At 61.7% G+C, this 20,319-nt stretch carries 19 protein-coding genes; 9 read left to right on the forward strand and 10 right to left on the reverse strand.

The features are described 5' to 3' along the window. Window positions 1–32: 32 nt before the first annotated feature. From BG841_RS05855 to BG841_RS05880, 6 genes are read right to left on the reverse strand one after another with little or no spacing between them, the layout of a single operon-like run. Entirely contained in the window at window positions 33–230 is a 198-nt protein-coding gene (locus tag BG841_RS05855; RefSeq protein ID WP_070056801.1) for a hypothetical protein, read from the reverse strand. A gap of 22 nt (window positions 231–252) precedes the next feature. Next, entirely contained in the window at window positions 253–498 is a 246-nt protein-coding gene (locus tag BG841_RS05860; protein ID WP_070056802.1) for a formate dehydrogenase subunit delta, read from the reverse strand. After that, a complete protein-coding gene (gene fdhD, locus BG841_RS05865; RefSeq protein ID WP_070056803.1) occupies window positions 495–1,394 on the reverse strand; it encodes a formate dehydrogenase accessory sulfurtransferase FdhD in 900 nt (299 codons plus the stop codon). The genes BG841_RS05860 and fdhD overlap by 4 nt, the downstream gene beginning before the upstream one ends. Next, window positions 1,375–4,296 (reverse strand): formate dehydrogenase subunit alpha, encoded by a 2,922-nt coding sequence (gene fdhF / locus BG841_RS05870; protein ID WP_070056804.1) that lies wholly within the window; start codon window positions 4,294–4,296, stop codon window positions 1,375–1,377. The genes fdhD and fdhF overlap by 20 nt, the downstream gene beginning before the upstream one ends. Before the next feature lies 1 nt (window position 4,297). Next, entirely contained in the window at window positions 4,298–5,854 is a 1,557-nt protein-coding gene (locus BG841_RS05875; protein ID WP_228141607.1) for a formate dehydrogenase beta subunit, read from the reverse strand. Window positions 5,855–5,871: 17 nt separating this feature from the next. Then, window positions 5,872–6,402: a formate dehydrogenase subunit gamma gene (locus BG841_RS05880; RefSeq protein WP_083260191.1), complete on the reverse strand. Its 531-nt coding sequence runs from the start codon at window positions 6,400–6,402 to the stop codon at window positions 5,872–5,874. 80 nt (window positions 6,403–6,482) lie between these two features. On the opposite strand from BG841_RS05880, the gene BG841_RS05885 reads away from it, so the two are divergent. Continuing rightward, the gene (locus BG841_RS05885; RefSeq protein WP_070056806.1) at window positions 6,483–7,559 is read left to right on the forward strand and encodes a substrate-binding domain-containing protein; all 1,077 of its coding nucleotides are present in this window, start codon (window positions 6,483–6,485) and stop codon (window positions 7,557–7,559) included. A 6-nt stretch (window positions 7,560–7,565) separates the two neighbouring features. On the opposite strand, the gene BG841_RS05890 is transcribed toward BG841_RS05885, so the two are convergent. Next, the gene (locus BG841_RS05890; RefSeq protein WP_070056807.1) at window positions 7,566–9,230 is read right to left on the reverse strand and encodes an OFA family MFS transporter; all 1,665 of its coding nucleotides are present in this window, start codon (window positions 9,228–9,230) and stop codon (window positions 7,566–7,568) included. Window positions 9,231–9,527: 297 nt separating this feature from the next. Between BG841_RS05890 and BG841_RS05895 the strand changes: the two genes are divergently transcribed. The 5 genes from BG841_RS05895 to BG841_RS05915 all read left to right on the forward strand — a co-directional run bounded on the left by BG841_RS05895 (window position 9,528) and on the right by BG841_RS05915 (window position 14,788). After that, window positions 9,528–11,111 (forward strand): Re/Si-specific NAD(P)(+) transhydrogenase subunit alpha, encoded by a 1,584-nt coding sequence (locus BG841_RS05895; RefSeq protein ID WP_070058709.1) that lies wholly within the window; start codon window positions 9,528–9,530, stop codon window positions 11,109–11,111. A gap of 12 nt (window positions 11,112–11,123) precedes the next feature. After that, window positions 11,124–12,515, forward strand: a complete 1,392-nt coding sequence (locus tag BG841_RS05900) for an NAD(P)(+) transhydrogenase (Re/Si-specific) subunit beta (protein WP_070056808.1) — start codon at window positions 11,124–11,126, stop codon at window positions 12,513–12,515. Window positions 12,516–12,589: 74 nt separating this feature from the next. Further along, entirely contained in the window at window positions 12,590–13,345 is a 756-nt protein-coding gene (locus BG841_RS05905) for an amino acid ABC transporter substrate-binding protein (protein ID WP_070056809.1), read from the forward strand. A gap of 25 nt (window positions 13,346–13,370) precedes the next feature. After that, window positions 13,371–14,045 carry an amino acid ABC transporter permease gene (locus BG841_RS05910; RefSeq protein WP_070056810.1) on the forward strand — a complete coding sequence of 225 codons (675 nt, stop codon included), beginning with the start codon at window positions 13,371–13,373 and terminating at the stop codon, window positions 14,043–14,045. After that, window positions 14,042–14,788, forward strand: a complete 747-nt coding sequence (locus BG841_RS05915; protein WP_070056811.1) for an amino acid ABC transporter ATP-binding protein — start codon at window positions 14,042–14,044, stop codon at window positions 14,786–14,788. The genes BG841_RS05910 and BG841_RS05915 overlap by 4 nt, the downstream gene beginning before the upstream one ends. A 41-nt stretch (window positions 14,789–14,829) precedes the next feature. Here BG841_RS05915 and BG841_RS05920 read toward each other — a convergent pair whose 3' ends face one another. The 3 genes from BG841_RS05920 to BG841_RS05930 all read right to left on the reverse strand — a co-directional run bounded on the left by BG841_RS05920 (window position 14,830) and on the right by BG841_RS05930 (window position 16,868). Continuing rightward, window positions 14,830–15,426: a glutathione S-transferase family protein gene (locus BG841_RS05920; protein WP_198929160.1), complete on the reverse strand. Its 597-nt coding sequence runs from the start codon at window positions 15,424–15,426 to the stop codon at window positions 14,830–14,832. 3 nt (window positions 15,427–15,429) lie between these two features. Continuing rightward, window positions 15,430–16,128 carry a GntR family transcriptional regulator gene (locus BG841_RS05925; RefSeq protein WP_141737068.1) on the reverse strand — a complete coding sequence of 233 codons (699 nt, stop codon included), beginning with the start codon at window positions 16,126–16,128 and terminating at the stop codon, window positions 15,430–15,432. Between the two features lie 164 nt (window positions 16,129–16,292). Next, window positions 16,293–16,868: a MarR family winged helix-turn-helix transcriptional regulator gene (locus BG841_RS05930; RefSeq protein ID WP_198929161.1), complete on the reverse strand. Its 576-nt coding sequence runs from the start codon at window positions 16,866–16,868 to the stop codon at window positions 16,293–16,295. Between the two features lie 334 nt (window positions 16,869–17,202). Here BG841_RS05930 and hmgA point away from each other — a divergent pair, with 334 nt between their 5' ends. The 3 genes from hmgA (at window position 17,203) to maiA (ending at window position 20,284) form a co-directional block, all read left to right on the forward strand. Further along, complete coding sequence (gene hmgA, locus BG841_RS05935) at window positions 17,203–18,513, forward strand: homogentisate 1,2-dioxygenase (protein ID WP_070056814.1); 1,311 nt, start codon at window positions 17,203–17,205, stop codon at window positions 18,511–18,513. Between the two features lie 93 nt (window positions 18,514–18,606). Beyond that, window positions 18,607–19,626, forward strand: coding sequence for a fumarylacetoacetate hydrolase family protein (locus BG841_RS05940; protein ID WP_070056815.1), 1,020 nt, complete (start codon window positions 18,607–18,609; stop codon window positions 19,624–19,626). Between the two features lie 10 nt (window positions 19,627–19,636). Continuing rightward, on the forward strand, window positions 19,637–20,284 hold the full coding sequence (gene maiA, locus BG841_RS05945; RefSeq protein ID WP_070056816.1) for a maleylacetoacetate isomerase: 648 nt from the start codon (window positions 19,637–19,639) through the stop codon (window positions 20,282–20,284). Window positions 20,285–20,319 lie beyond the last annotated feature (35 nt).

The following is a 20,319-nucleotide window of genomic DNA, read 5'->3' on the forward strand; positions in this document are numbered from 1 at the left end:
GGTCTCGGAGACGCTTTAATACACGAAGAAGGTCATCCTTGGCTGGTGCGTAGCCGGTCGGGGATGACTTTTTTATGAGCCTTCCTTAACGCTCCGCCGACACGGCCCCCTCCCTGCTGGCTGACGACCAGCTCTGTTTCGATCAGACCAGTACTTGCGGTGACCACGGCCTCCCCGCCGGTCAGAGTGACCGGTTTGCCAACGGCGTGAATGTTATTTACAGCGGCCATGCTGGCAGCGCTCTATGCGGAATTAAACCTCGGCCGGGGTTGCGGCCTCCGGGTCCAGTTTTGCCAGGGTAAGCCGGGCCACCGCCGATAACCGCTCCGGGTGTTCCTGGACGCAGGCGAGAATCTGCTGTTTCATGCTGCGCGCCCAGAATTTGTGCAGATGGTCGGCGGCCACCGCCGCCACCCGGTCGTCATCTCCATGGTGCAGGTTGTTGGCGATGATTTGCTCAAGCATCTTTATCAGGTTGGTTAATTGCTGGTCACTCACAAGTCGTTCTCCTGCTCAGGGTGGTCTGCCGTGAGACGTTCACCCCCTTGGGTGTAGATGACGTGGCGGCCCGGGCGGGCAAAGCCAATCAGATTCAGGCCGCTGGAGCGGGCCTGGCGAATGGCCAGGGCGGTGGGCGCAGAGACCGCCACCAGGGTGCCAATGCCCATGCTGGCGCTTTTTTGCACCATCTCGAAGCTGGCCCGGCTGGATATCAGCGCAAAGCCCTGCGCAAACGCCTGATCACCGTGAGCACGCACCCGGGCACCGATCAGTTTGTCGAGGGCGTTGTGACGCCCCACATCTTCCCGCACCAGCATGATGCGGCCCTCCTCATCGCACCAGGCCGCACCATGGGTGGCCCCGGTCTGCGCCTGCAGCGGCTGGTGCTCTTTCAATCCCGCCAGGGCGGCCTGCACCACCGCATCACCGGGCAGCGGCCGGCCCGGCACCGGCGATATCGGGCGCACCGCATGGGCCAGCGACTCGGTGCCACACAGCCCACAGCCGGTGCGCCCGGTCAGGTTGCGGCGCTGTTCACGCAGGCGGGCGAAACATTCGCCGGCGATGTTCATTTCCACCGCAATACCCTCGGCCCTGTTCACTACATCCACACCAAACAGCTGGTCGGGGCGCTGCAGTATGCCTTCGGTCAGGCTGAAGCCCAGCCCGAAATCCTCCAGATCACCGGGTGAGGCCATCATCACCGCGTGGGACACGCCGTTGTAGACCATCGCCACGGGAATCTCTTCCGCGACCCGATCGTGTTGCGGTACCCGGTCGTCGCCGCCGCCCACCTCGACCCCGACCGTGCACACCGGCTCGGGCCACACCGCATCAGCGGTGGATGCAGCCGCCGGGCCGCGGGACGGCGCACTACCTGACGGGCTGCGCATCGGCCTGATCCGTACCCTGCATGGCCGGTTCCAGCAACGCCTGCTGCCGCTGGTCGAACTGCTGGAAGTTACGCTGCCACTCCGAGGGCTGGGTCACCACCTCCACCTGTACCGCCGTCACCTTGTACTCCGGGCAGTTTGTGGCCCAGTCGGAGTTGTCGGTGGTAATGACGTTCGCGCCACTACCCGGGTGGTGGAAGGTGGTATAGACCACGCCCGGCATCATCCGGTCACTGATTTGCGCCCGTAACACCGTTTGCCCTACGCGACTGCTGATGCCCAGCCAGTCGCCGTCGTGAATTCCGCGCAGCTCGGCATCGCTGGGGTGGATTTCCAGCACGTCTTCGGCGTGCCACTCGCTGTTATCGGTACGCCGGGTCTGCGCGCCGACGTTGTACTGCGACAGAATCCGGCCGGTGGTCAACAGCAGCGGGAACTTGCGACTGGCCCGTTCTTCGGTGGCCAGATACTCGGTGACCGCAAACTGACCCTTGCCGATGGGGAAATCGACCGTATGCATGGTCGGTGTTCCCTCGGGGCTGGCGTCGTTACAGGGCCATTGGATGCTGCCCAGCTGCTCCAGTTTGTCGTAGCTGACACCGGTAAAGGTGGGGGTCAGCTGGGCGATTTCATCCATGATTTCTGACGGGTGGCTGTACGCCATCGGATAGCCCAGGGCATTCGACAGGGCCATGGTCACCTGCCAGTCTTCCATGCCGGCAATCGGCTCCATCACCTTGCGCACCCGGTTGATGCGGCGTTCGGCGTTGGTGAAGGTGCCGTTTTTCTCCAGGAAGGTGGAGCCCGGCAGCAATACGTGGGCAAACTTGGCGGTTTCGTTGAGGAAGATGTCCTGCACGATCAGGCAGTCCAGGGATTTCAGCGCGGCTTCCACGTGCTGGGTGTTGGGGTCAGACTGGGCGATGTCTTCGCCCTGCACGTACAACCCTTTAAAGGTACCGGCGATGGCCGCGTCAAACATGTTGGGGATGCGCAGGCCCGGCTCGTCGTCGAGGGGGACGCCCCACACCGCCTGGAAACGCGCCCGGACCGCGGCGTCGTTGACGTGCTGGTAACCGGGCAATTCGTGGGGGAAGGAGCCCATATCGCAGGAGCCCTGCACGTTGTTCTGTCCGCGCAGCGGGTTCACCCCGCCGCCTTCCCGGCCGATGTTGCCGGTGGCCATGGCCAGGTTGGCAATCCCCATCACCATGGTGGAGCCCTGGCTGTGTTCGGTCACCCCCAGGCCGTAATAAATGGCCCCGTTGCCGGCCTGTGCGTACAGACGGGCGGCTTCCCGCACCTTGTCTGCCGGTACACCGGTGATGGCTTCCATCGCCTCCGGCGAGTGGCGCTCTTCGGCAATAAAGCGGCGCCAGGTATCATAAGCGTCGCTGTCGCATCGGTGGCTGATGAACTCCTGATCTTCCAGCCCTTCGGTCACGATGACGTGGGCCAGCGCGTTGACCATAGCCACGTTAGTGCCGGGGCGCAGCGGCAGGTGGATGCCCTCTCCACCGTGGGGCGTCTCCAGAATGTCGATGCGACGGGGGTCGATAACGATCAGTTTGGCCCCCTGGCGCAAGCGCCGGCGCATCAGCGATCCAAACACCGGGTGGGCGTCGGTGGGGTTGGCTCCGATCACCACGATGGTGTCGGCCTTCATCACCGATTCGAAGGTCTGGGTCCCGGCGGATTCACCCAGGGTGGTTTTCAGGCCATAGCCGGTGGGGGAATGGCACACCCGCGCACAGGTGTCGGTGTTGTTGTTGCCGAACGCCGCCCGCACCAGTTTCTGCACCAGGTAGGTTTCTTCGTTGGTGCAGCGGGACGAGGTGATCCCGCCCACGCTTTCCCGGCCGTACCGGGCCTGAATGCCCTTGATCTTGTCGGCCGAGAACGCCAGCGCTTCTTCCCAGGACACCACTTTCCAGGGGTCGTTGATGGAGTCACGGATCATCGGCTCCTTGATGCGGTCGTCGTGGGTGGCGTACCCAAAGGCGAAGCGGCCCTTCACGCAGGAGTGGCCCTGGTTGGCCTCACCGCCCTTGTAGGGCACCATGCGCACCAGCTGGTCGCCCTTCATTTCCGCCTTGAACGAGCAGCCCACACCGCAATAGGCACAGGTGGTGACCACGCTGTGTTCCGGCTGGCCGGCGTCGATGACACTTTTTTCCATCAAGGTGGAGGTGGGGCAGGCCTGCACACAGGCGCCGCAGGACACACACTCCGAATCCATGAACGCTTCCCCCTGCCCCGCCGAGACCACGGAATCAAAGCCGCGGCCTTCGATGGTCAGGGCAAAGGTGCCCTGCACTTCTTCACAGGCGCGCACGCAGCGGGAGCAGACGATGCACTTGCTGGGATCAAAACTGAAATAGGGGTTGGAGTCGTCGGTTTCGGCGTCCAGATGGTTCTCGCCGTCAAACCCGTAACGCACCTCCCGCAGTCCCACCACGCCGGCCACATCCTGCAGTTCGCAGTTGCCGTTGGCCGGGCAGGTCAGACAGTCCAGCGGGTGGTCGGAAATATACAACTCCATGATGTTGCGCCGGAGTTTGGCCAGTTTGCCGGTCTGGGTGGTGACTGCCATGCCCTCGGCCACCGGCGTGGTGCAGGAGGCCGGGTAGCCGCGGCGCCCTTCGATCTCCACCGCACACAGGCGACAGGATCCAAAGGCTTCCAGGTTATCGGACGCACACAGTTTCGGAATGTTGATGCCCGCCAGGGCAGCGGCGCGCAACACCGAAGTGCCTTCCGGCACGGTGATGGCGCGGCCATCAATGGACATGGACACCAGGGTTTCTGACACGCTGGCCGGGGTGCCGTAATCGAAGTCCGGGTTCAGGCCGGTCTTGCCAGGCTCATAGCTTTGGGTACTCGGATCATAATAGTGCAACATATCATGCCTCCACAGGGGCCGGCCGGGCCATCAGATCTTCAGGAAAGTGCTTCATCACGCTCTGCACCGGGAAGGGGGTCATGCCGCCCATGGCACAGAGGGAGCCGTCCACCATGGTTTCGCACAGCTCCGCCAGCAACACCAGATTGTCGTCCCGGTTGTCGCCGGCCCGGATCCGGTCGATCACTTCCACGCCGCGCACGGAACCGATCCGGCAGGGGGTACATTTACCACAGGATTCCACGGTACAGAACTCCATGGCAAAGCGGGCCTGTTCACCCATGTCCACGGTGTCGTCAAACACCACCACGCCGCCGTGGCCGATGCCCGCGCCCAGCGCGGCGAAGGCCTCGTAGTCCATGGGGGTGTCCCACTGGCTGGCCGGCATATAGGCCATCAACGGGCCGCCGACCTGCACCGCGCGCATCGGCCGGCCGGTAAAACTGCCACCGCCGAAGTCTTCGAGGATTTCCCGCAGGGTAACCCCGAACGCCATTTCGATCAGCCCACCCTGCTTGATGTTGCCCGCCAGTTGTATGGCCAGGGTGCCCAGGGAACGGCCCATGCCGTACTCGGCGTAGGCGTTGCCGCCTTTATCCAGAATGTAGGGCACCGCCGCCAGCGACAGCACGTTGTTAACCACCGTCGGCTGACCGAACAGCCCTTCGATGGCGGGCAGGGGCGGTTTCGAGCGCACCAGACCCCGCTTGCCTTCCAGGCTTTCCAGCAACGAGGTTTCTTCGCCACAAATGTACGCACCGGCCCCCAGCCGCACTTCCAGATGGAAGGTTTGACCGCTGCCGCAGACGTCGTCACCCAGATAGCCGGCGGCCTCGGCGCGCAGTATGGCTTCGTCCAGCATGCGTTGGGACAACTGGTATTCGGAGCGCACGTAGATGTATCCCTGGGTCGCGCCCACCGCCAGACCGGCAATGGCCATGCCTTCAATCAGCATGTAAGGGTCGCATTCCATCACCAGCCGGTCAGCAAAAGTGCCGGAGTCGCCTTCGTCGGCGTTGCAGACAACGTATTTTTGCTGCCCGGCGGGCTCATCCAGCACGGTCTGCCACTTGATGCCCGCCGGAAAGGCCGCCCCCCCGCGGCCCCGCAGGCCGGAGGCTTTGACCTCATCGACGATCTGCTGCGGGGTCAGCCGGGCGGCCTTTTCCAATCCGGCGAAGCCGTCGTGGGCCTGATAATCGGCCAGACTGAGGGGGTCGGTGATGCCGATGCGGGCAAAGGTCAGCCGCTGCTGGCGTTGCAGGTACGGGTGCTGCTCAATCGGGCCCAGGTACAGCGGGTGCCCGGGCTGCCCGGCCAGCAAGCCCGACTCAAGCAACTCTGTTACCTGTTCCGGCACCACCGGACCGTAGGCGACCCGGCCCTGGCCGGTGTCCACTTCCACCAGTGGCTCGAGCCAGAACAACCCGCGGGAACCGTTGCGCACCAGTTGGATCTCCACGCCCTGCTGGTCGGCGCGCTGCTGGATCTGCCGGGCGACCTGATCCGCCCCCAGAGACAGGGCGGTGGTGTCGCAGGGCACATAAATTGTTGTCATGGTCATTGCTCCTGCGGTTATTTCAGTTCGAGAACAGTGGTGGTCAGGGTGTCAGTCAGCCGGTCGAACTTTTGCGGGGTCATGCGGCCGTGCACCTCGTTGTTGACACTGATGGAAGGCCCGCAGGCACAATTGCCCAGGCAATACACGGGCTCGAGGGTAAACTCGTTGTCGCTGGTGGTGCCCTGGTAGGCCACCCCCAGACGGGTCTGGATGTGGCGTTCCAGCTCGCGGCCACCGCGGGCCTGACAGGCTTCCGCGCGGCATACCTGCAGCACGTGACTGCCCACCGGCCGGGTACGGAAATAGTGGTAGAAACTGATCACCCCATGCACCTCGGCGCGGGTCTGTTGCATCAACTCGGCAACAATCGGCACGGCGCCTTCGGGGATGTAGCCCACGCGGTCCTGAATGGCATGGAGGATGGGTAACAAGGCGCCCGGCTTGTGCTTCAGCGCATTAACCTCGGCGCGGATCATGTCAGGTGTCCAGTCACCGGCCGCCAGGGAGGCCTCCGGCTGTGGGTTGTTTTGCTCCGACATATGCATAACTGTTCCTACCTATTATTATTCGATACAGTAATAGCCTACGCTAACACCCAATCACCCCACACGGAATATGAACCCGAATGCATAACAAGAAGCTCACCATAGCCCCGGCGTGGGTCTTTCGCACCAACACCGACGAACTGTTCGAACCGGTGCTGTTTCGCCTGCTGGACAGCGTTCGCGAAACCGGCAAGCTCACCAGCGCCGCCAGCGCCGCCGGTATTTCCTACCGGCACGCCTGGAACTTGCTGAACCGGGGCAGCGAGATTTTCGGCTTGCCTCTGGTGGAGATGCACAAGGGGCGCGGCAGTCAGCTGTCTGCCCTGGGCGAAAAGCTGCTGTGGGCGGATCAACGGGTCAAGGCGCGGCTGGGGCCGCAGATCGACAGCATGGCCTCCGAACTCAATGACCAGATCCAGCAGTTGCTGGCGGGTTCCCAGCCGATGCTGCGGCTGCACGCCAGTCATGGTTACGCGGTGGCGTTGCTGGCCGAGTTTTCCGATCAGGTCAGTATCAACCTGCAGTACCGCAATCCGGCCGAAGCCCTGGCGGCGCTTAACCGGGACGAATGCGATCTCGCCAGTTTCCACATCCCCACTTGCCCGGTGCTTGCCCGTCAGGTGCTGGCGCACTACCACCCGCACCTGAGCACCGACAACCACCGGGTGATTCGCTTTGTCACCCGGCGCGAGGGCCTGATGATGCGCAAAGGGGCCCACGACCACATTCGCACCCTGCGAGATCTGAGCGCGTCCCAGCTCCGCTTTATCAGCCGCGATCGTCATTCCGGTACCCGCCTTCTGTTCAATCTGCTGCTGCGGCAACAGGGCCTGGCTGAAGACAACATCAACCGCACCGCGCAACAGGAATTCACCCACAGCGCGGTAGCGGCCTTTGTGGCCTCGGGAATGGCCGATGCCGGGTTTGGCGTGCAAACCGCCGCCGACCAGTTCGACCTCAGGTTCACCGATCTGGCCCGGGAACACTACCTGTTCCTGTTCCGCAAGGACCGGGTACACCCTCAGGCCCTTACCCGGTTGCTTGCGCTGATGGGGTCGGCCGCGTTTCAGGAACGTATTCACCGCGTGCCGGGCTACGCGCCAGACACCCCCGGCACCATCACCACCCTTGAGGAGCTGATTGCCGGGGATGTCTGAGCGGCTTCAGAACAGCGCCGCCGCTTTGGCCAGCGCGATGTAGAGCCCGATCAGGAAGGGCACCCCCACCGCCAGCCATGCCACCACCGCGAGCGGACCGAACCGGCCGCGGGCGGCGGTCTGGGCATCGGCAGAAACACCGTTGTCCCGCTGCAGGCGGCGCTCGTGATCCAGCTCGTCGGCGGTCATATGCAACGACGCGTCCACCGGCCTCACCAGACTGTTGCAGATCAGGCCCACCACCAGCAGGGCCGCCATAATGTACAGGGTACGGTCGTACACCAGCGCCGGATCAATGCCGGCATCCAGCTGCGCTTCGCGCAACAGCGCAATCACCACCGGCCCCACCAGTCCGGCGGCGGTCCACGCGGTCAGGAGCCGGCCGTGGATGGCGCCCACCATCTGGGTACCGAAAATATCGGCCAGATACGCCGGCACGGTGGAAAAACCACCGCCGTACATACTCATGATGATGCAGATGGACACGATAAACATGCCGGCCATGCCCATGTGCCCCCAGGTGGGCAGCAGGCAGTACAGGATGACCCCCAGCAGGAAGAAGGTGAGATAGGTGGTTTTGCGGCCGATCTTATCGGACAGTGACGCCCAGAACAGCCGGCCGACACTGTTGAACAGACTGATCAGCCCCACCAGACCGGCCGCTGCCGCGACCACCGCAGCCTGCTGCGCTGCGGTCAGCGCAACCGAACTGTCGTCCAGCCCCAGCAGCGCCCCGCCGAACACATCCTGCAGCATCGGGCTGGCCATGGAAATGACCGCGATGCCCGCCGTGACATTGAGGAACAGCACCCCCCAGATCAACCAGAACTGTCGGGTTTTCCAGGCGCGACTGACGTGCACGTGCCCCTGGGTGATCATCGCGTTGCCATTGTCTCCATTGGCCGGTTCCCAGCCGCTGGGCTGCCAGCCGTTAGGCGGTACGCGGAACCCCAGGGCACCGGAGCTCATCACGAAGAAGTAGATCACCCCCATCACGATCAGGGTGCTGGCCACACCGGTGCCGCCCCCGGCCGAGAAATGCCCCATCAGCCAGACCGCCAACGGTGCCCCGACCATGGCGCCGCCGCCGTAGCCCATGATGGCAAACCCGGTGGCCATACCCCGACGGTCCGGGAACCATTTGATCAGCGTCGAAACCGGGGTGATGTAGCCCAGCCCCTGGCCGATGCCGCCCAGAAAGCCACAGCCCAGATACAGCAACCACAACTGATGGGTCATCACCGCCACCCCGCCAAGGATCATGCCACCGCCCCAACAGATCGCAGCGATCATGCCGGCTTTCCGGGGACCGGCTTTTTCCAGCCAGGAACCCCACAGGGCCGCCGAAATACCCAGCATGGCGAAGAATATACTGAAGGTGTAGGTAACGTGACTGACGGTCCAGTTACAGCTGGTCGTGGTCAAGGCCTGGATGAAGCCCATGTCGGCACAGGCAACCGGGTCGGCGTGGGTCAGCAGGGTGGACATGGGCAGCCAGAACACGGAAAAACCGTAGGCCATGCCGATACACAGGTGGATCGCCAGCGCCGCTGTCGGTACCAGCCAACGGTTGAACTTTGGCCCGGCAATGATGTTTTCCCGATCAAAAAACCCGGGCTTATGACCGACCTCTGCATCGCCGTATAAACGATCTGCGGCTAACTCGGACATAACTGCACCCCTGTTGTTGTCATTGTTGTTTGAGATGTCGACGGCCCGATCAATTATGCACAGCACTTCATATGTGAATTGATCTGGATCAACCGATCGACGTGCGTTGATTTGATTGATTAAGGGTATCAACCGCAATTGGCCCAAGGTCTTATGAACAAAAATGCCTATACGAATGCGTTCGAATGCCCGTAAGCCCCGCCAGCAGCCGGCCCATAAGTTGACTATAGTGAGGGGTGTCAACGCTCAAATTGCCCGCTTGCGCCGATGACCACCGCTGCCACAGAGGGCCGTCTGATGAAACTGGGGATTCCACGGGAAGTGCATGACAATGAACACCGGGTGGCGGCAACGCCCGCCTCGGTGCGCAAACTGATCGCTTTGGGGCACGAAGTGGCGGTCGAACGCGGCGCCGGGATGGCCGCGCAGTTTGCGGACGGGGCGTACGAGCAGGCCGGCGCGACTCTGGTGGATACCCCGCAGTCTCTTTACGCCCGCAGTGAGTGCCTGTTGAAAGTGCGCGCTCCGGGACACCATCCCCAATATGGCGTGGACGAAGCGGACTGGCTCCCGGAGGGGGGCCACCTGCTCGCGTATCTGTGGCCCGCACAGCACCCGGAATTGCTGCAAACGCTGGCGGGCCGGGGCGTCACCGCGTTTGCCATCGACAGCCTGCCCCGCATCAGCCGGGCCCAACCCATGGACGCCCTGAGCTCGATGGCCAATATCGCCGGCTACCGGGCGGTGATCGAAGCCGCCCAGCATTTTGGCCGCTTTTTCACCGGCCAGGTCACCGCCGCCGGCAAGGTGCCACCGGCAACCGTGCTGGTGATCGGTGCCGGCGTGGCCGGTCTGGCCGCCATTGGCACCGCGCGCAGCCTGGGCGCCGTAGTGCGGGCTTTCGACACCCGACCGGAAGTCCGCGAACAGGTGGCCAGTCTGGGGGCGGATTTTCTTGCGGTGAACATGGCGGAGGAGAGCTCCGGCGGCGGTGGCTACGGCAAAGCCATGAGCGATGAATTCATCCGTCAGGAGCGGGCGTTGTTTCTCGCCCAGGCCAGGCAGGTGGACATCATCATCACCACCGCGCAGATTCCGGGCAAACCCGCGCCCACCCTGATCACCACAGAGATGGTCGAGGCGATGCAACCGGGCAGCGTCATCGTCGATCTGGCCGCCGAGCGGGGCGGCAACTGTGAGCTTACTCAGCCCGGCGCCGTGGTAGTGCACCACGGGGTGACCGTCGTCGGCTACACCGACCTGCCCAGTCGCATGGCCACGGTCGCCAGTGAACTTTATGCCACCAACCTGCTGAATCTGGTGGCCGCCCTGACCCCGGAAAAAGACGGCCAGTTCCAGATCAACCTGGACGACGAGGTGATTCGCGGGGTCACCGTCACTCACCGCGGCCGCATCACCTGGCCACCGCCCGACCGGCCACCGCCCGACCGGCCAACGCCGCCGCCCGCCCCGCCCACTCCCGGCCCCGAGGAGCCACTGCCAGGGGCTCAGCAGCAACCCGCCGCGCCTGCGCGCAAGCACCTCGGCCGCGCCCTGCTGGTCCTGCTGGCCGCGGCCGCCCTGATCGGAGTGGGCGCCTATGCGCCGCCGAGTTTTCTGGCCCATTTCACCGTGTTCGTACTGGCCTGTTTCATCGGCTGGCAGGTGGTGTGGAAGGTAACACCGGCGCTGCATACCCCGCTGATGAGTGTCACCAACGCCATCAGTGGCATCATTGTGATTGGCGCCATGCTGCACCTGGCGCGCAGTGACAGTGCACTGATCACGGTGATGTCCTTTGTCGCCGTGCTGATTGCCAGCATCAACCTGGCCGGCGGTTTCCGCGTCACCCAGCGCATGCTCAACATGTTTCGCAAATAGGGAGCCGCCACCGTGTACTCAGGTCTGGTCACCGTCGCCTATGTCACCGCAAGCATCCTGTTTATTCTCAGCCTGGGCGGACTCGCCCATCAGGAAACCGCCCGGCGCGGCAACCTGTACGGGATCGCCGGGATTGTCATTGCCATGGCCGCCACCCTGTTTCATCTCGGCCGCAGCAACGTCACTGCCACGGTGGTGGCGATCGTTCTTGGTGCGCTTGCCGGTCTGATCATTGCGCAAAAAGTCGTGATGACGCAAATGCCGCAGCTGGTGGCCATGCTGCACAGCTTTGTCGGTCTGGCGGCGGTGCTGGTGGGCTTTGCCGGCTACCTGGAACCGCTGGTGGCCACCGCCGGTGCCGAACACACCATCAAACTGGTGGAGGTGTACCTGGGCATATTCATCGGTGCGGTAACCTTCACCGGTTCGGTGGTGGCCTGTGGCAAGTTGCACGGCAGCCTCACCAGCAAACCGGTGATGTTACCCGGTCGCCACTGGCTCAATCTGGGCATTTTGCTGCTCATTTTGGTGCTCGGGGCATTCTTTTTGGCCACCGCCAGCACCGCCCTCGGGGTCACCCTGCTGATCGTCATGACCCTGTTGGCGCTTCTGCTGGGCGTGCACCTGATTCTGGCCATCGGCGGCGCCGACATGCCAGTGGTGGTGTCCATGCTCAACAGCTATTCCGGCTGGTCTGCGGCGGCTATTGGCTTCTTGTTGCAGAACGACCTGCTGATTGTCACCGGTGCGCTGGTGGGCAGCAGCGGCGCCATTCTCAGCTACATCATGTGCAAAGCCATGAACCGCTCCTTTGTGCGGGTGATTCTGGGCGGTTTTGGCCAGTCCGCCCCCAACGCCAGCGCGGCGACCGAGCGCCCGATACAGGAAACCAGTGCCGCGCAGGTCAGCGAGGAATTGCTCAGCGCCCAGTCGGTGATCATCACGCCGGGCTACGGGATGGCGGTGGCCCAGGCTCAGAACGCGGTCAGTGAAATCTGTGCGCTGCTGCGGGACAAGGGTGTGCCGGTGCGCTTTGCCATTCACCCGGTGGCCGGCCGCCTGCCGGGCCACATGAACGTGCTGCTGGCGGAAGCCCGGGTACCCTACGACATCGTGTTCGAGATGGCGGAAATCAACGCCGACTTTGCGCAGACCGATGTGGTGCTGGTGATCGGGGCCAACGACACCGTCAACCCCAGCGCCGCCGAAGACCCCCACAGCCCGATTGCCGGCATGCCGGTGCTGGAGGTGTGGAAAGCCCGCCGGGTGGTCATCCTCAAGCGGGGTCTGGCCGCCGGCTATTCCGGGGTCGAAAACCCGCTGTTCCACAAAGACAACGCCCGGATGCTGTTTGGCGACGCCCGGGACATGACCGAGCAATTATTGGCCCACCTCAAAGTCTGAGAGGTGAGGGGCTCATTGCCCAATCGCCTCCCCCGACTATGCTTCAGGTAGAACGCACGCCGGATGGAGGCTATATGAAAACCCTGTTGATCAACGCATTGTTAATCCTGTCCCTGTTCGCAAGCGCACCGGTGCTGGCCCAGGACGAGCCGCTGAGGGTGGGCATGTCTGGCCAGTACTTCCCGTTTACCTTTGTCGAACAGGATGAGCTGAAAGGTTTCGAGGTCGATGTCATGAACGCCCTGGGCGACCAACTGGGGCGCAGTATCCAGTACGAAACCGCCAATTTTTCCGGGCTGTTTGGCATGCTGGAGGCGGGTCGTATCGACACGGTCGCCAATCAGATCACCATCACCGCCGAGCGCCAGCAAGCCTATGTGTTCAGTGAGCCCTACGTCTATGACGGCGCCCAGGTGGTGATCAAAAAAGGCAACACCGAGGTGCAGGGTGTGGAAGACCTGAAGGGGAAAACCGTGGCCGTGAATCTGGGCTCCAATTTCGAAGCCCTGCTGAGGGAGCTGCCCTATGCAGACCAGATCAATATCAAGACGTATGAAAGCAATCTGGAACGGGACACCGCCCTCGGGCGCGTGGACGCCTTCGTGATGGACCGGGTCAGCGCCAGCCAGATCATCAAGGAAAAACCTCTGCCGCTGGCACTGGCGGGGCCTCCCTTCTCACAAATCACCAATGCCTACCCGTTCCGTGACACGGAAGCCGGACGAGCCCTGCGGGACCAGATCAACCAGGCCCTGGCCGCCCTGCGCGACAACGGCACCCTGGCGTCCATTTCCGAGAAGTGGTTCGGCACGGATATCACCCAGCCCTGAGGGGCACGCCAAGGTCTGAAGCGCTATGGATGTATTGAACGTTGATTACATGCTCGGGCTGGTACCGGTGCTGCTCCGCTACCTGCCCCTCACCCTGCAACTGGCGGGCGCCGGCATGCTGTTTGCGCTGGTCCTTGCCTGCCTGTTTGCCGTCGTCCGGGTGCTGCGCATACCGGTGCTCAATCAACTGACCATCGTGTTCATCTCGTTCTTCCGGGGTACGCCGTTGCTGGTGCAATTGTTTCTGTTCTATTACGGCCTGCCCCAGCTGTTCAGTGCGCTGACGGTGATCGATGGCATCACCGCCACCGTCATGGGGCTGACCCTGCATTTTTCCGCTTACATGGCCGAATCCATCCGCGCCGCCATCGTGGGGGTGGACCGCAGCCAGACCGAAGCCGCGCTGTCGATCGGCATGACCAACAGCCAGTTGATGCGGCGCATCGTGCTGCCCCAGGCCACCCGGGTGGCGCTGCCCACGCTGATGAACTACTTCATCGACATGATCAAAGCCACCTCCCTGGCGTTCACCCTCGGGGTGACCGAACTGATGGGGGCCACCCAGAAAGAAGCGGCCGGCAGTTTCCTGTACTTTGAGGCCTTCATCGTGGCCGCGATCATTTACTGGATTGTGGTGGAACTGCTCTCCAAGCTGCAGAACCACCTGGAAACCCGCCTGAACAAGGCCTATAACCGATGATCAAACTGACCTCCCTGAGCAAGCATTTCGGCGACACTGTGGTGCTCGACCGCATCGACCTGACCATCGAGAAGGGCGAAATCGTGGTCATCATCGGTCCTTCGGGCACGGGTAAGTCCACCCTGTTGCGCTGCATCAACTTCCTCGAACAACCCACGGCCGGTACGCTCACCGTGGGCGATCTGACGGTGGACGCCACCCGTGCCAGCCGGGCGGAGATCCTGGCGATGCGCCGGCGCACCGCGTTTGTGTTCCAGAACTACGCGCTGTTTACCAACAAGACCGCGCTGCAGAACATCGCCGAACGTCTGCTGGTGGTGGACAGGTGGCCCAAAGACAAGGCCCACCGTCGGGCCGGCGAGATCCTCGCGCAGATCGGCCTGACCGACAAGGCCGACGCCTACCCCGCCTCCATGTCCGGTGGCCAGCAACAACGGGTGGGTATCGGCCGCGCCATGGCCGCCGGGGCCGAGGTGATCCTGTTCGATGAGCCCACCTCATCCCTGGACCCCGAGTGGGTGGAAGAAGTGCTGGGGTTGATGAAACAACTGGCGGCCGAGCGCCAGACCATGCTGGTGGTCACCCATGAAATGTCATTCGCCCGGGATGTGGCCGACCGGGTGATCTTCATCGACGGCGGCCGGATTGTGGAACAGGGGCCACCCGGTGAAATCTTCTCCCACCCCCGGGACCCCCGCACCCGGGATTTCCTCAAGAAAATACTGGCCAGTAATGCAGTGTAAGCGACCGGCGGCCAAATGAGCAGGGGGGCTGACAAACGCCCCTAACCCTCGGGCAGACTGTGCTGGAAGGATGCGCGCTGCGAAAAGCCTTCGAACCAGCTCGCCAGATTAGCTCGACCTTCGCGCCAGTCGTAGTCGGCGAAACGGAAGTCCAGATAAGCCAGCGCACAGCTAATCGCCACGGCACCTGCATCCACAGTCGTATATTGGCTTGATTCCGTCTCCATCAGGTCTAGGGTACGGGCAATCTTGTCCATCTGCCCCTGCAACCACTCTGGCCAACGCTTGTCTTCAGGGCGCATCACGGTCTCGTAGCGTGCCAGCAAAGCCGCATCCAACAAACCATCCGCCAGTGCTTCGCGCCGCAGCACGTCCCAGTCCCCTTCAGGGTACATCTTGGTACCCTCGTGCTGAGCATCCAGCCAACAGCAAATCACCCGACTGTCATAGAGAGCCGAGCCGTCTGGAAGGATCGCGGTGGGTACTTTACCGGTCGGGTTATGTTCCACAATAGTTGCGTCGTGAGTGATTGGGCTGGCAGCGCTGTCCAGTTTGTCGACCGACTGCCCGGTTTCGTGGGCGATCATCATGACTTTTCTCACATAGGGAGAGGCCGGCGAAAAAAACACTTTCATCATTATTTATTCCTTGTTTGTATTTGAAGAATTTGTCGGAATGCGACCGTCTTCGAGGCACTCCGCCAAATATTCGCCCGCGAAGTAAATGTGCTCTCGAAGCAAGAAATCGGCACGTGTGACATCTCGCTTGCTAATGGCATCCACTAAGCGATGATGGTCGTCATGGCTGCGCACCATAACCGGGTAATCCTGCCACACGATCATACGATTCGAGGCGAAGGGGATCATTTGCGTCTGGCGCACCAGATCCTCGACCCAGCGGTTCTGTGCTTCTGCGACGATCCGATTGTGAAAATCGACGTTCATGGAGCGATAGTCGTCCAAATCGTCTGGATCCAGGCGCCCCTTGCTCAACGCCCGATCGCCGATCTCCAGCATCGCGTTCAGCTCATTTAAGATCTCGTCTGATAGGCCATGGCGCGCCACAGTTGCGGCCGCCAACCCCTCCAGCACCGCCCGGGCGGCATAGGCATTCACCACATCTTGGCGACTGAACTCGCGCACGGTGTACCCACGATTAGATTCGTATCGCAGGAGTCCCTCTTTGGCTAAATTAGCCAAGGCCGTGCGCAGCGGAGTGCGCGACACGCCCAGCATTTGCGATAGACGTTGTTGCTGGAGCTTCACACCGGAGTGAATCTCACCCGACATAATACGCTCCCGCAGGATCGTTGTTACTTCCTCAGTGCTCGTTGTCGACACCGTGAACCCTCCCGAAAAGCCTGCTGCGAATCATTGCACAGACCTACCGGAACCGCAATATTGCATCCAACTAATTGTTTATTTGCCCGCTACCCTCTGATTTACGCTGTACTACCCCTGGTTTGGATGCAAAATGTAAATGTCCACTGGCTGCTTAACCTTAATCAGGAACCAGCAGCCTGCTCTACCCCAATCCGCTCCACCTGCCTTTCCAGTTTGCGCATCAAGTTGAAGAGATCCCTGTATTCGCTGGCGCTCAGTGAAGCCACAAGCTTCGCCTCCCAATCCTGGGCCTCAGGTATCAGTTTTGCGAGGACCTTTCTTCCTTTCCCTGTCAGCGTCAGATGGTGTTGTCGCTGATCGTGAGAAGAGGGAAAGCGGTCAAGCAATCCTCGCTCTTCCAATGCCTGTAAGGCTCGGGAAACCCTGGCCTTGTCCATATTCGTGTAGGTACAGATTTTCTTCGCGGTCAGATCGTCGCTGTGGCTGAGCCAGGCAAGAATACGCCACTGGGCGATGTTGATCTGGTATCGCTGGGCGTAAAAATCTGCCATGGCCTGACTGATGCTATCGGCCAGGCGATTGAGTCGGTAAGGTAAGAACTGGTCGAGATCCAACTCAGCCTGAGGCACAGCAGCGCTCTCATCTTGGTCATCAGCTTTTATCGTGCCCGCGTCATCTGCACTCACATTCCACCTCTTGATTTTTACAGCCATTGTTTGAGTCATTGTGGCACGCACAACTCAACTCCTGAAAAAACGTCCAATCACAGCATCCAAAGCCACCTGCGCCACAACTACTCTCATTAACAACCAACCATAAAAACGTGAAGCGCCAGTTCAAAGTCAGCAAACTGTCACCAATGCAGCCTACCAAGCACAATTTACCAACCACCCGACCGTCCATTTCAAGCAGTCCCCGCTAGACATACTGTTTCATTTGAAACTACAATGCGAGGCTCGCTGAAACAATTAGGGAAGGGTCGGCCATCTGCGATTAGCGCCAGGCCGACTCGGCGGCCAGCCCTGCACCGCAATAACCACGACAAAGAATTCAGAAAAAGGGGACACATCCATGACAACCGAAACACTCGACTACCAGAGTGGCTTTCGCAATCATTTTGCCACCGAGGCTTTGCCCGGTGCGCTTCCTGAGGGTCAGAACTCTCCGCAAAAGTGTGCTTATGGTTTATACGCAGAGCAGCTGAGCGGTTCGGCCTTTACTGCACCCCGTCATCAGAATCTGAGAAGCTGGCTCTACCGGATCCGCCCGTCAGTGGTTCAGAGCAATTACCAACCGGTTGAGAACCATCGGGTACACACCTCACCTCTGGCCAGCCCCGCCGCCGACCCCAACCAGATGCGTTGGGGCCCGGCACCACTGCCAACCACGCCCACCGACTTCATCGACGGCCTGCAAACCATTGCCGTCAACGGCGACGCGCACACCCAGAAAGGTGTGGGTGTGCATGTCTACGCGTTCAACCTAGACATGACCGAACGCTTCTTTTATAACGCCGACGGTGAGATGTTATTCGTTCCTCAGCTGGGTACTCTGCGACTGCGCACCGAGTTTGGTGAACTGGACGTGGCCAATGGCGAGATTGCGGTGATACCGCGCGGGGTCAAATTCCAGGCGCGCCGCGCCGCCGGTGTCGACGCCGCCCGCGGTTATATTTGTGAAAACTATGGCGCCCCCCTCGAACTGCCGGGACTGGGGCCCATCGGCGCCAACGGTCTGGCCAACCCCCGCGATTTCCAGAGCCCAGTGGCTACTTACGAAAAACTTGACGGTGACTTCGAACTGGTGGCCAAATTCTCCGGTCGCTTCTGGACAGCCCGCCTGCGACACTCACCGCTGGACGTGGTGGCCTGGCACGGCAACTACGCGCCCTACAAATACAACCTGGCCCACTTCAATTCCGTCAACACGGTGAGCTTCGACCACCCGGATCCGTCGATCTTTACCGTGCTGACGTCACAGTCCGACACCCCAGGGATGGCCAACCTGGACTTTGTCATCTTCCCGCCGCGCTGGATGGTGGCCGAGAACACCTTCCGCCCCCCCTGGTTCCACCGCAACCTGATGAGCGAGTTCATGGGGCTGGTGCATGGGGTGTACGACGCCAAAGCCGATGGTTTCTTACCCGGTGGTGCCAGTCTGCATAACTGCATGTCGCCCCACGGCCCGGACGCCGACACCTTTGAGAAGGCTTCCAATTCCGAGCTCACTCCACAGTATCAGGGCGATACCCTGGCATTCATGTTTGAGAGCCGTTACGTCTTCCACCCCTCCGAGGCGGCGCTTGAGGCGGAATATCGCCAGCGCGATTACGTGGATGTCTGGGCCTCCCTGAGCGCCCATTTTGACCCGAGCACACCGTAAAGAACACGCCGGCAACGTGCACCGGAGGGGTTCTGCTCCTCCGCAGCTCCTTGTCCGTAACCTGTTTCCCATGAAAAGAAGGATGGATCAAGCATGAAACTAGCAACCCTCAACACCGGCCGCGACGGCGAACTTCTCGTCGTTTCCAGAGATCTGACCCGCGCGGTGCGTGCCACCGGCATCGCTGCCACCCTGCAGCAGGCCATTGAAAACTGGGACGCCCTCGCCCCGAAGCTGGAGGCGCTTTACGCCCAGCTCAACGAGGGCAATGCCGACGAGGCGTTCGATCTGGACCATAGCACTCTACATTCCCCCCTGCCCCGCACCTACAATTGGGCCGACGGTTCCGCCTACCTCAACCACGTTAAGCTGGTGCGCCAGGCCCGTAACGCCGAAGTCCCCGAGTCCTTCTGGACCGACCCACTGATGTATCAGGGCGGTGGCGACCGGTTCCTGGCACCGACTGAAGACATCGAAGCAGTCAGCGAGGACCACGGCATCGATTTCGAGGGTGAAATTGCCGTGATCACCGACGACGTGCCCATGGCGGTGACCCCCGAAGAGGCGGCCAAGCACATCAAGCTGGTGATGCTGGTGAACGACGTCAGTCTGCGCGGTCTGATTCCGGGCGAACTGGCCAAGGGCTTTGGTTTTTTCCAGGCTAAGCCGGCATCTTCCTTCTCGCCCATCGCGGTGACTCCGGACGAGCTGGGCGACGCCTGGACCGACGGTAAGGTTGACCTGCCCCTGACTGTGCACCTCAACGGCGAAAAATTCGGTGAGCTCGAAGCTGCCCCCGACATGGTGTTCAACTTTCCGCAGCTGGTGGCTCACGCAGCGCGGACCCGTTACCTGGGTGCTGGCGCCATCGTTGGTTCCGGTACGGTCTCCAACCCGGACCCCGACGGCGGCCCCGGCAAGCCCGTGGTCGATGGCGGCGTAGGCTACAGCTGCCTGGCCGAGGTGCGTATGGTTGAGAAAATTCTACACGGCGAATTCAAGACGCCGTTTATGCGTTTCGGCGACCGGGTGCGTATCGAGATGTTTGACCGCGACGGCAACAACGTGTTCGGTACCATCGACCAGCAAGTCGTCAAATACGAGCCCAAGTAAGGGAGGCAAGATGACCACACTCTACGGTTACTTCCGTTCGTCGGCGGCGTATCGGGTGCGTATCGCCCTTAACCTCAAGGGCCTGAGCTACGATCAGGTTCCGGTGAATCTTGTAAAGGGCGAGCAACACGGCGACGCCAACCGGGCGCGCAACCCCCAGGGCCTGGTGCCCAGCCTGGTCGTCGAGGACGGCCAGGTGCTCAACCAGTCGCTGGCGATCTGCGAGTACCTGAACGAGAAGCACCCTGAAAAGCCCCTGCTACCGGCCGACGCCGAAGGGCGGGTCCGGGTGCGGTCATTGGCCCAGATCGTGGCCTGTGAAATTCACCCTCTCAATAACCTGCGGGTGCTTAAGTACCTGGTGGGGGAAATGAACGCGACCGAAGAGGCCAAGCTGGCCTGGTATCGTCACTGGATCGCCGAGGGATTCACCGCCCTCGAGGCGATGCTGTCCCGTGAGGCCGGCAGTGGTGACTTCTGCCATGGGGATACCCCTACCCTGGCAGACCTCTGTCTGGTGCCCCAGGTCTATAACGCGGAACGTTTCGAGTGTGACCTGACGCCCTACCCGCGCATCCAGGAAATTGCGACCAATTGTCGGGCGTTGCCCGCTTTTGCGCAGGCGGCACCGGAGGCGCAGACAGACGCGCCCCAGTAAAAACGCTTTAAGGAAGCGGGCACGGATTCCTGGCA

Origin of the sequence: Marinobacter sp. X15-166B (assembly GCF_001752365.1) — a bacterium.
GTDB lineage: Bacteria > Pseudomonadota > Gammaproteobacteria > Pseudomonadales > Oleiphilaceae > Marinobacter.

Excerpts from the sequence above, each read along its gene's own strand:
- BG841_RS05915 (WP_070056811.1), top strand. The coding sequence starts at position 14,042 with ATGATCAAACTGACCTCCCTGAGCAAGCATTTCGGCGACACTGTGGTG.
- BG841_RS05910 (WP_070056810.1), top strand. The coding sequence starts at position 13,371 with ATGGATGTATTGAACGTTGATTACATGCTCGGGCTGGTACCGGTGCTG.
- BG841_RS05885 (WP_070056806.1), top strand. The coding sequence starts at position 6,483 with ATGCATAACAAGAAGCTCACCATAGCCCCGGCGTGGGTCTTTCGCACC.
- maiA (WP_070056816.1), top strand. The coding sequence starts at position 19,637 with ATGACCACACTCTACGGTTACTTCCGTTCGTCGGCGGCGTATCGGGTG.
- fdhD (WP_070056803.1), bottom strand. The coding sequence starts at position 1,394 with ATGCGCAGCCCGTCAGGTAGTGCGCCGTCCCGCGGCCCGGCGGCTGCA.
- hmgA (WP_070056814.1), top strand. The coding sequence starts at position 17,203 with ATGACAACCGAAACACTCGACTACCAGAGTGGCTTTCGCAATCATTTT.
- BG841_RS05895 (WP_070058709.1), top strand. The coding sequence starts at position 9,528 with ATGAAACTGGGGATTCCACGGGAAGTGCATGACAATGAACACCGGGTG.
- BG841_RS05880 (WP_083260191.1), bottom strand. The coding sequence starts at position 6,402 with ATGCATATGTCGGAGCAAAACAACCCACAGCCGGAGGCCTCCCTGGCG.
- BG841_RS05875 (WP_228141607.1), bottom strand. The coding sequence starts at position 5,854 with ATGACAACAATTTATGTGCCCTGCGACACCACCGCCCTGTCTCTGGGG.
- BG841_RS05890 (WP_070056807.1), bottom strand. The coding sequence starts at position 9,230 with ATGTCCGAGTTAGCCGCAGATCGTTTATACGGCGATGCAGAGGTCGGT.
- fdhF (WP_070056804.1), bottom strand. The coding sequence starts at position 4,296 with ATGTTGCACTATTATGATCCGAGTACCCAAAGCTATGAGCCTGGCAAG.
- BG841_RS05940 (WP_070056815.1), top strand. The coding sequence starts at position 18,607 with ATGAAACTAGCAACCCTCAACACCGGCCGCGACGGCGAACTTCTCGTC.
- BG841_RS05855 (WP_070056801.1), bottom strand. The coding sequence starts at position 230 with ATGGCCGCTGTAAATAACATTCACGCCGTTGGCAAACCGGTCACTCTG.
- BG841_RS05905 (WP_070056809.1), top strand. The coding sequence starts at position 12,590 with ATGAAAACCCTGTTGATCAACGCATTGTTAATCCTGTCCCTGTTCGCA.
- BG841_RS05920 (WP_198929160.1), bottom strand. The coding sequence starts at position 15,426 with ATGATGAAAGTGTTTTTTTCGCCGGCCTCTCCCTATGTGAGAAAAGTC.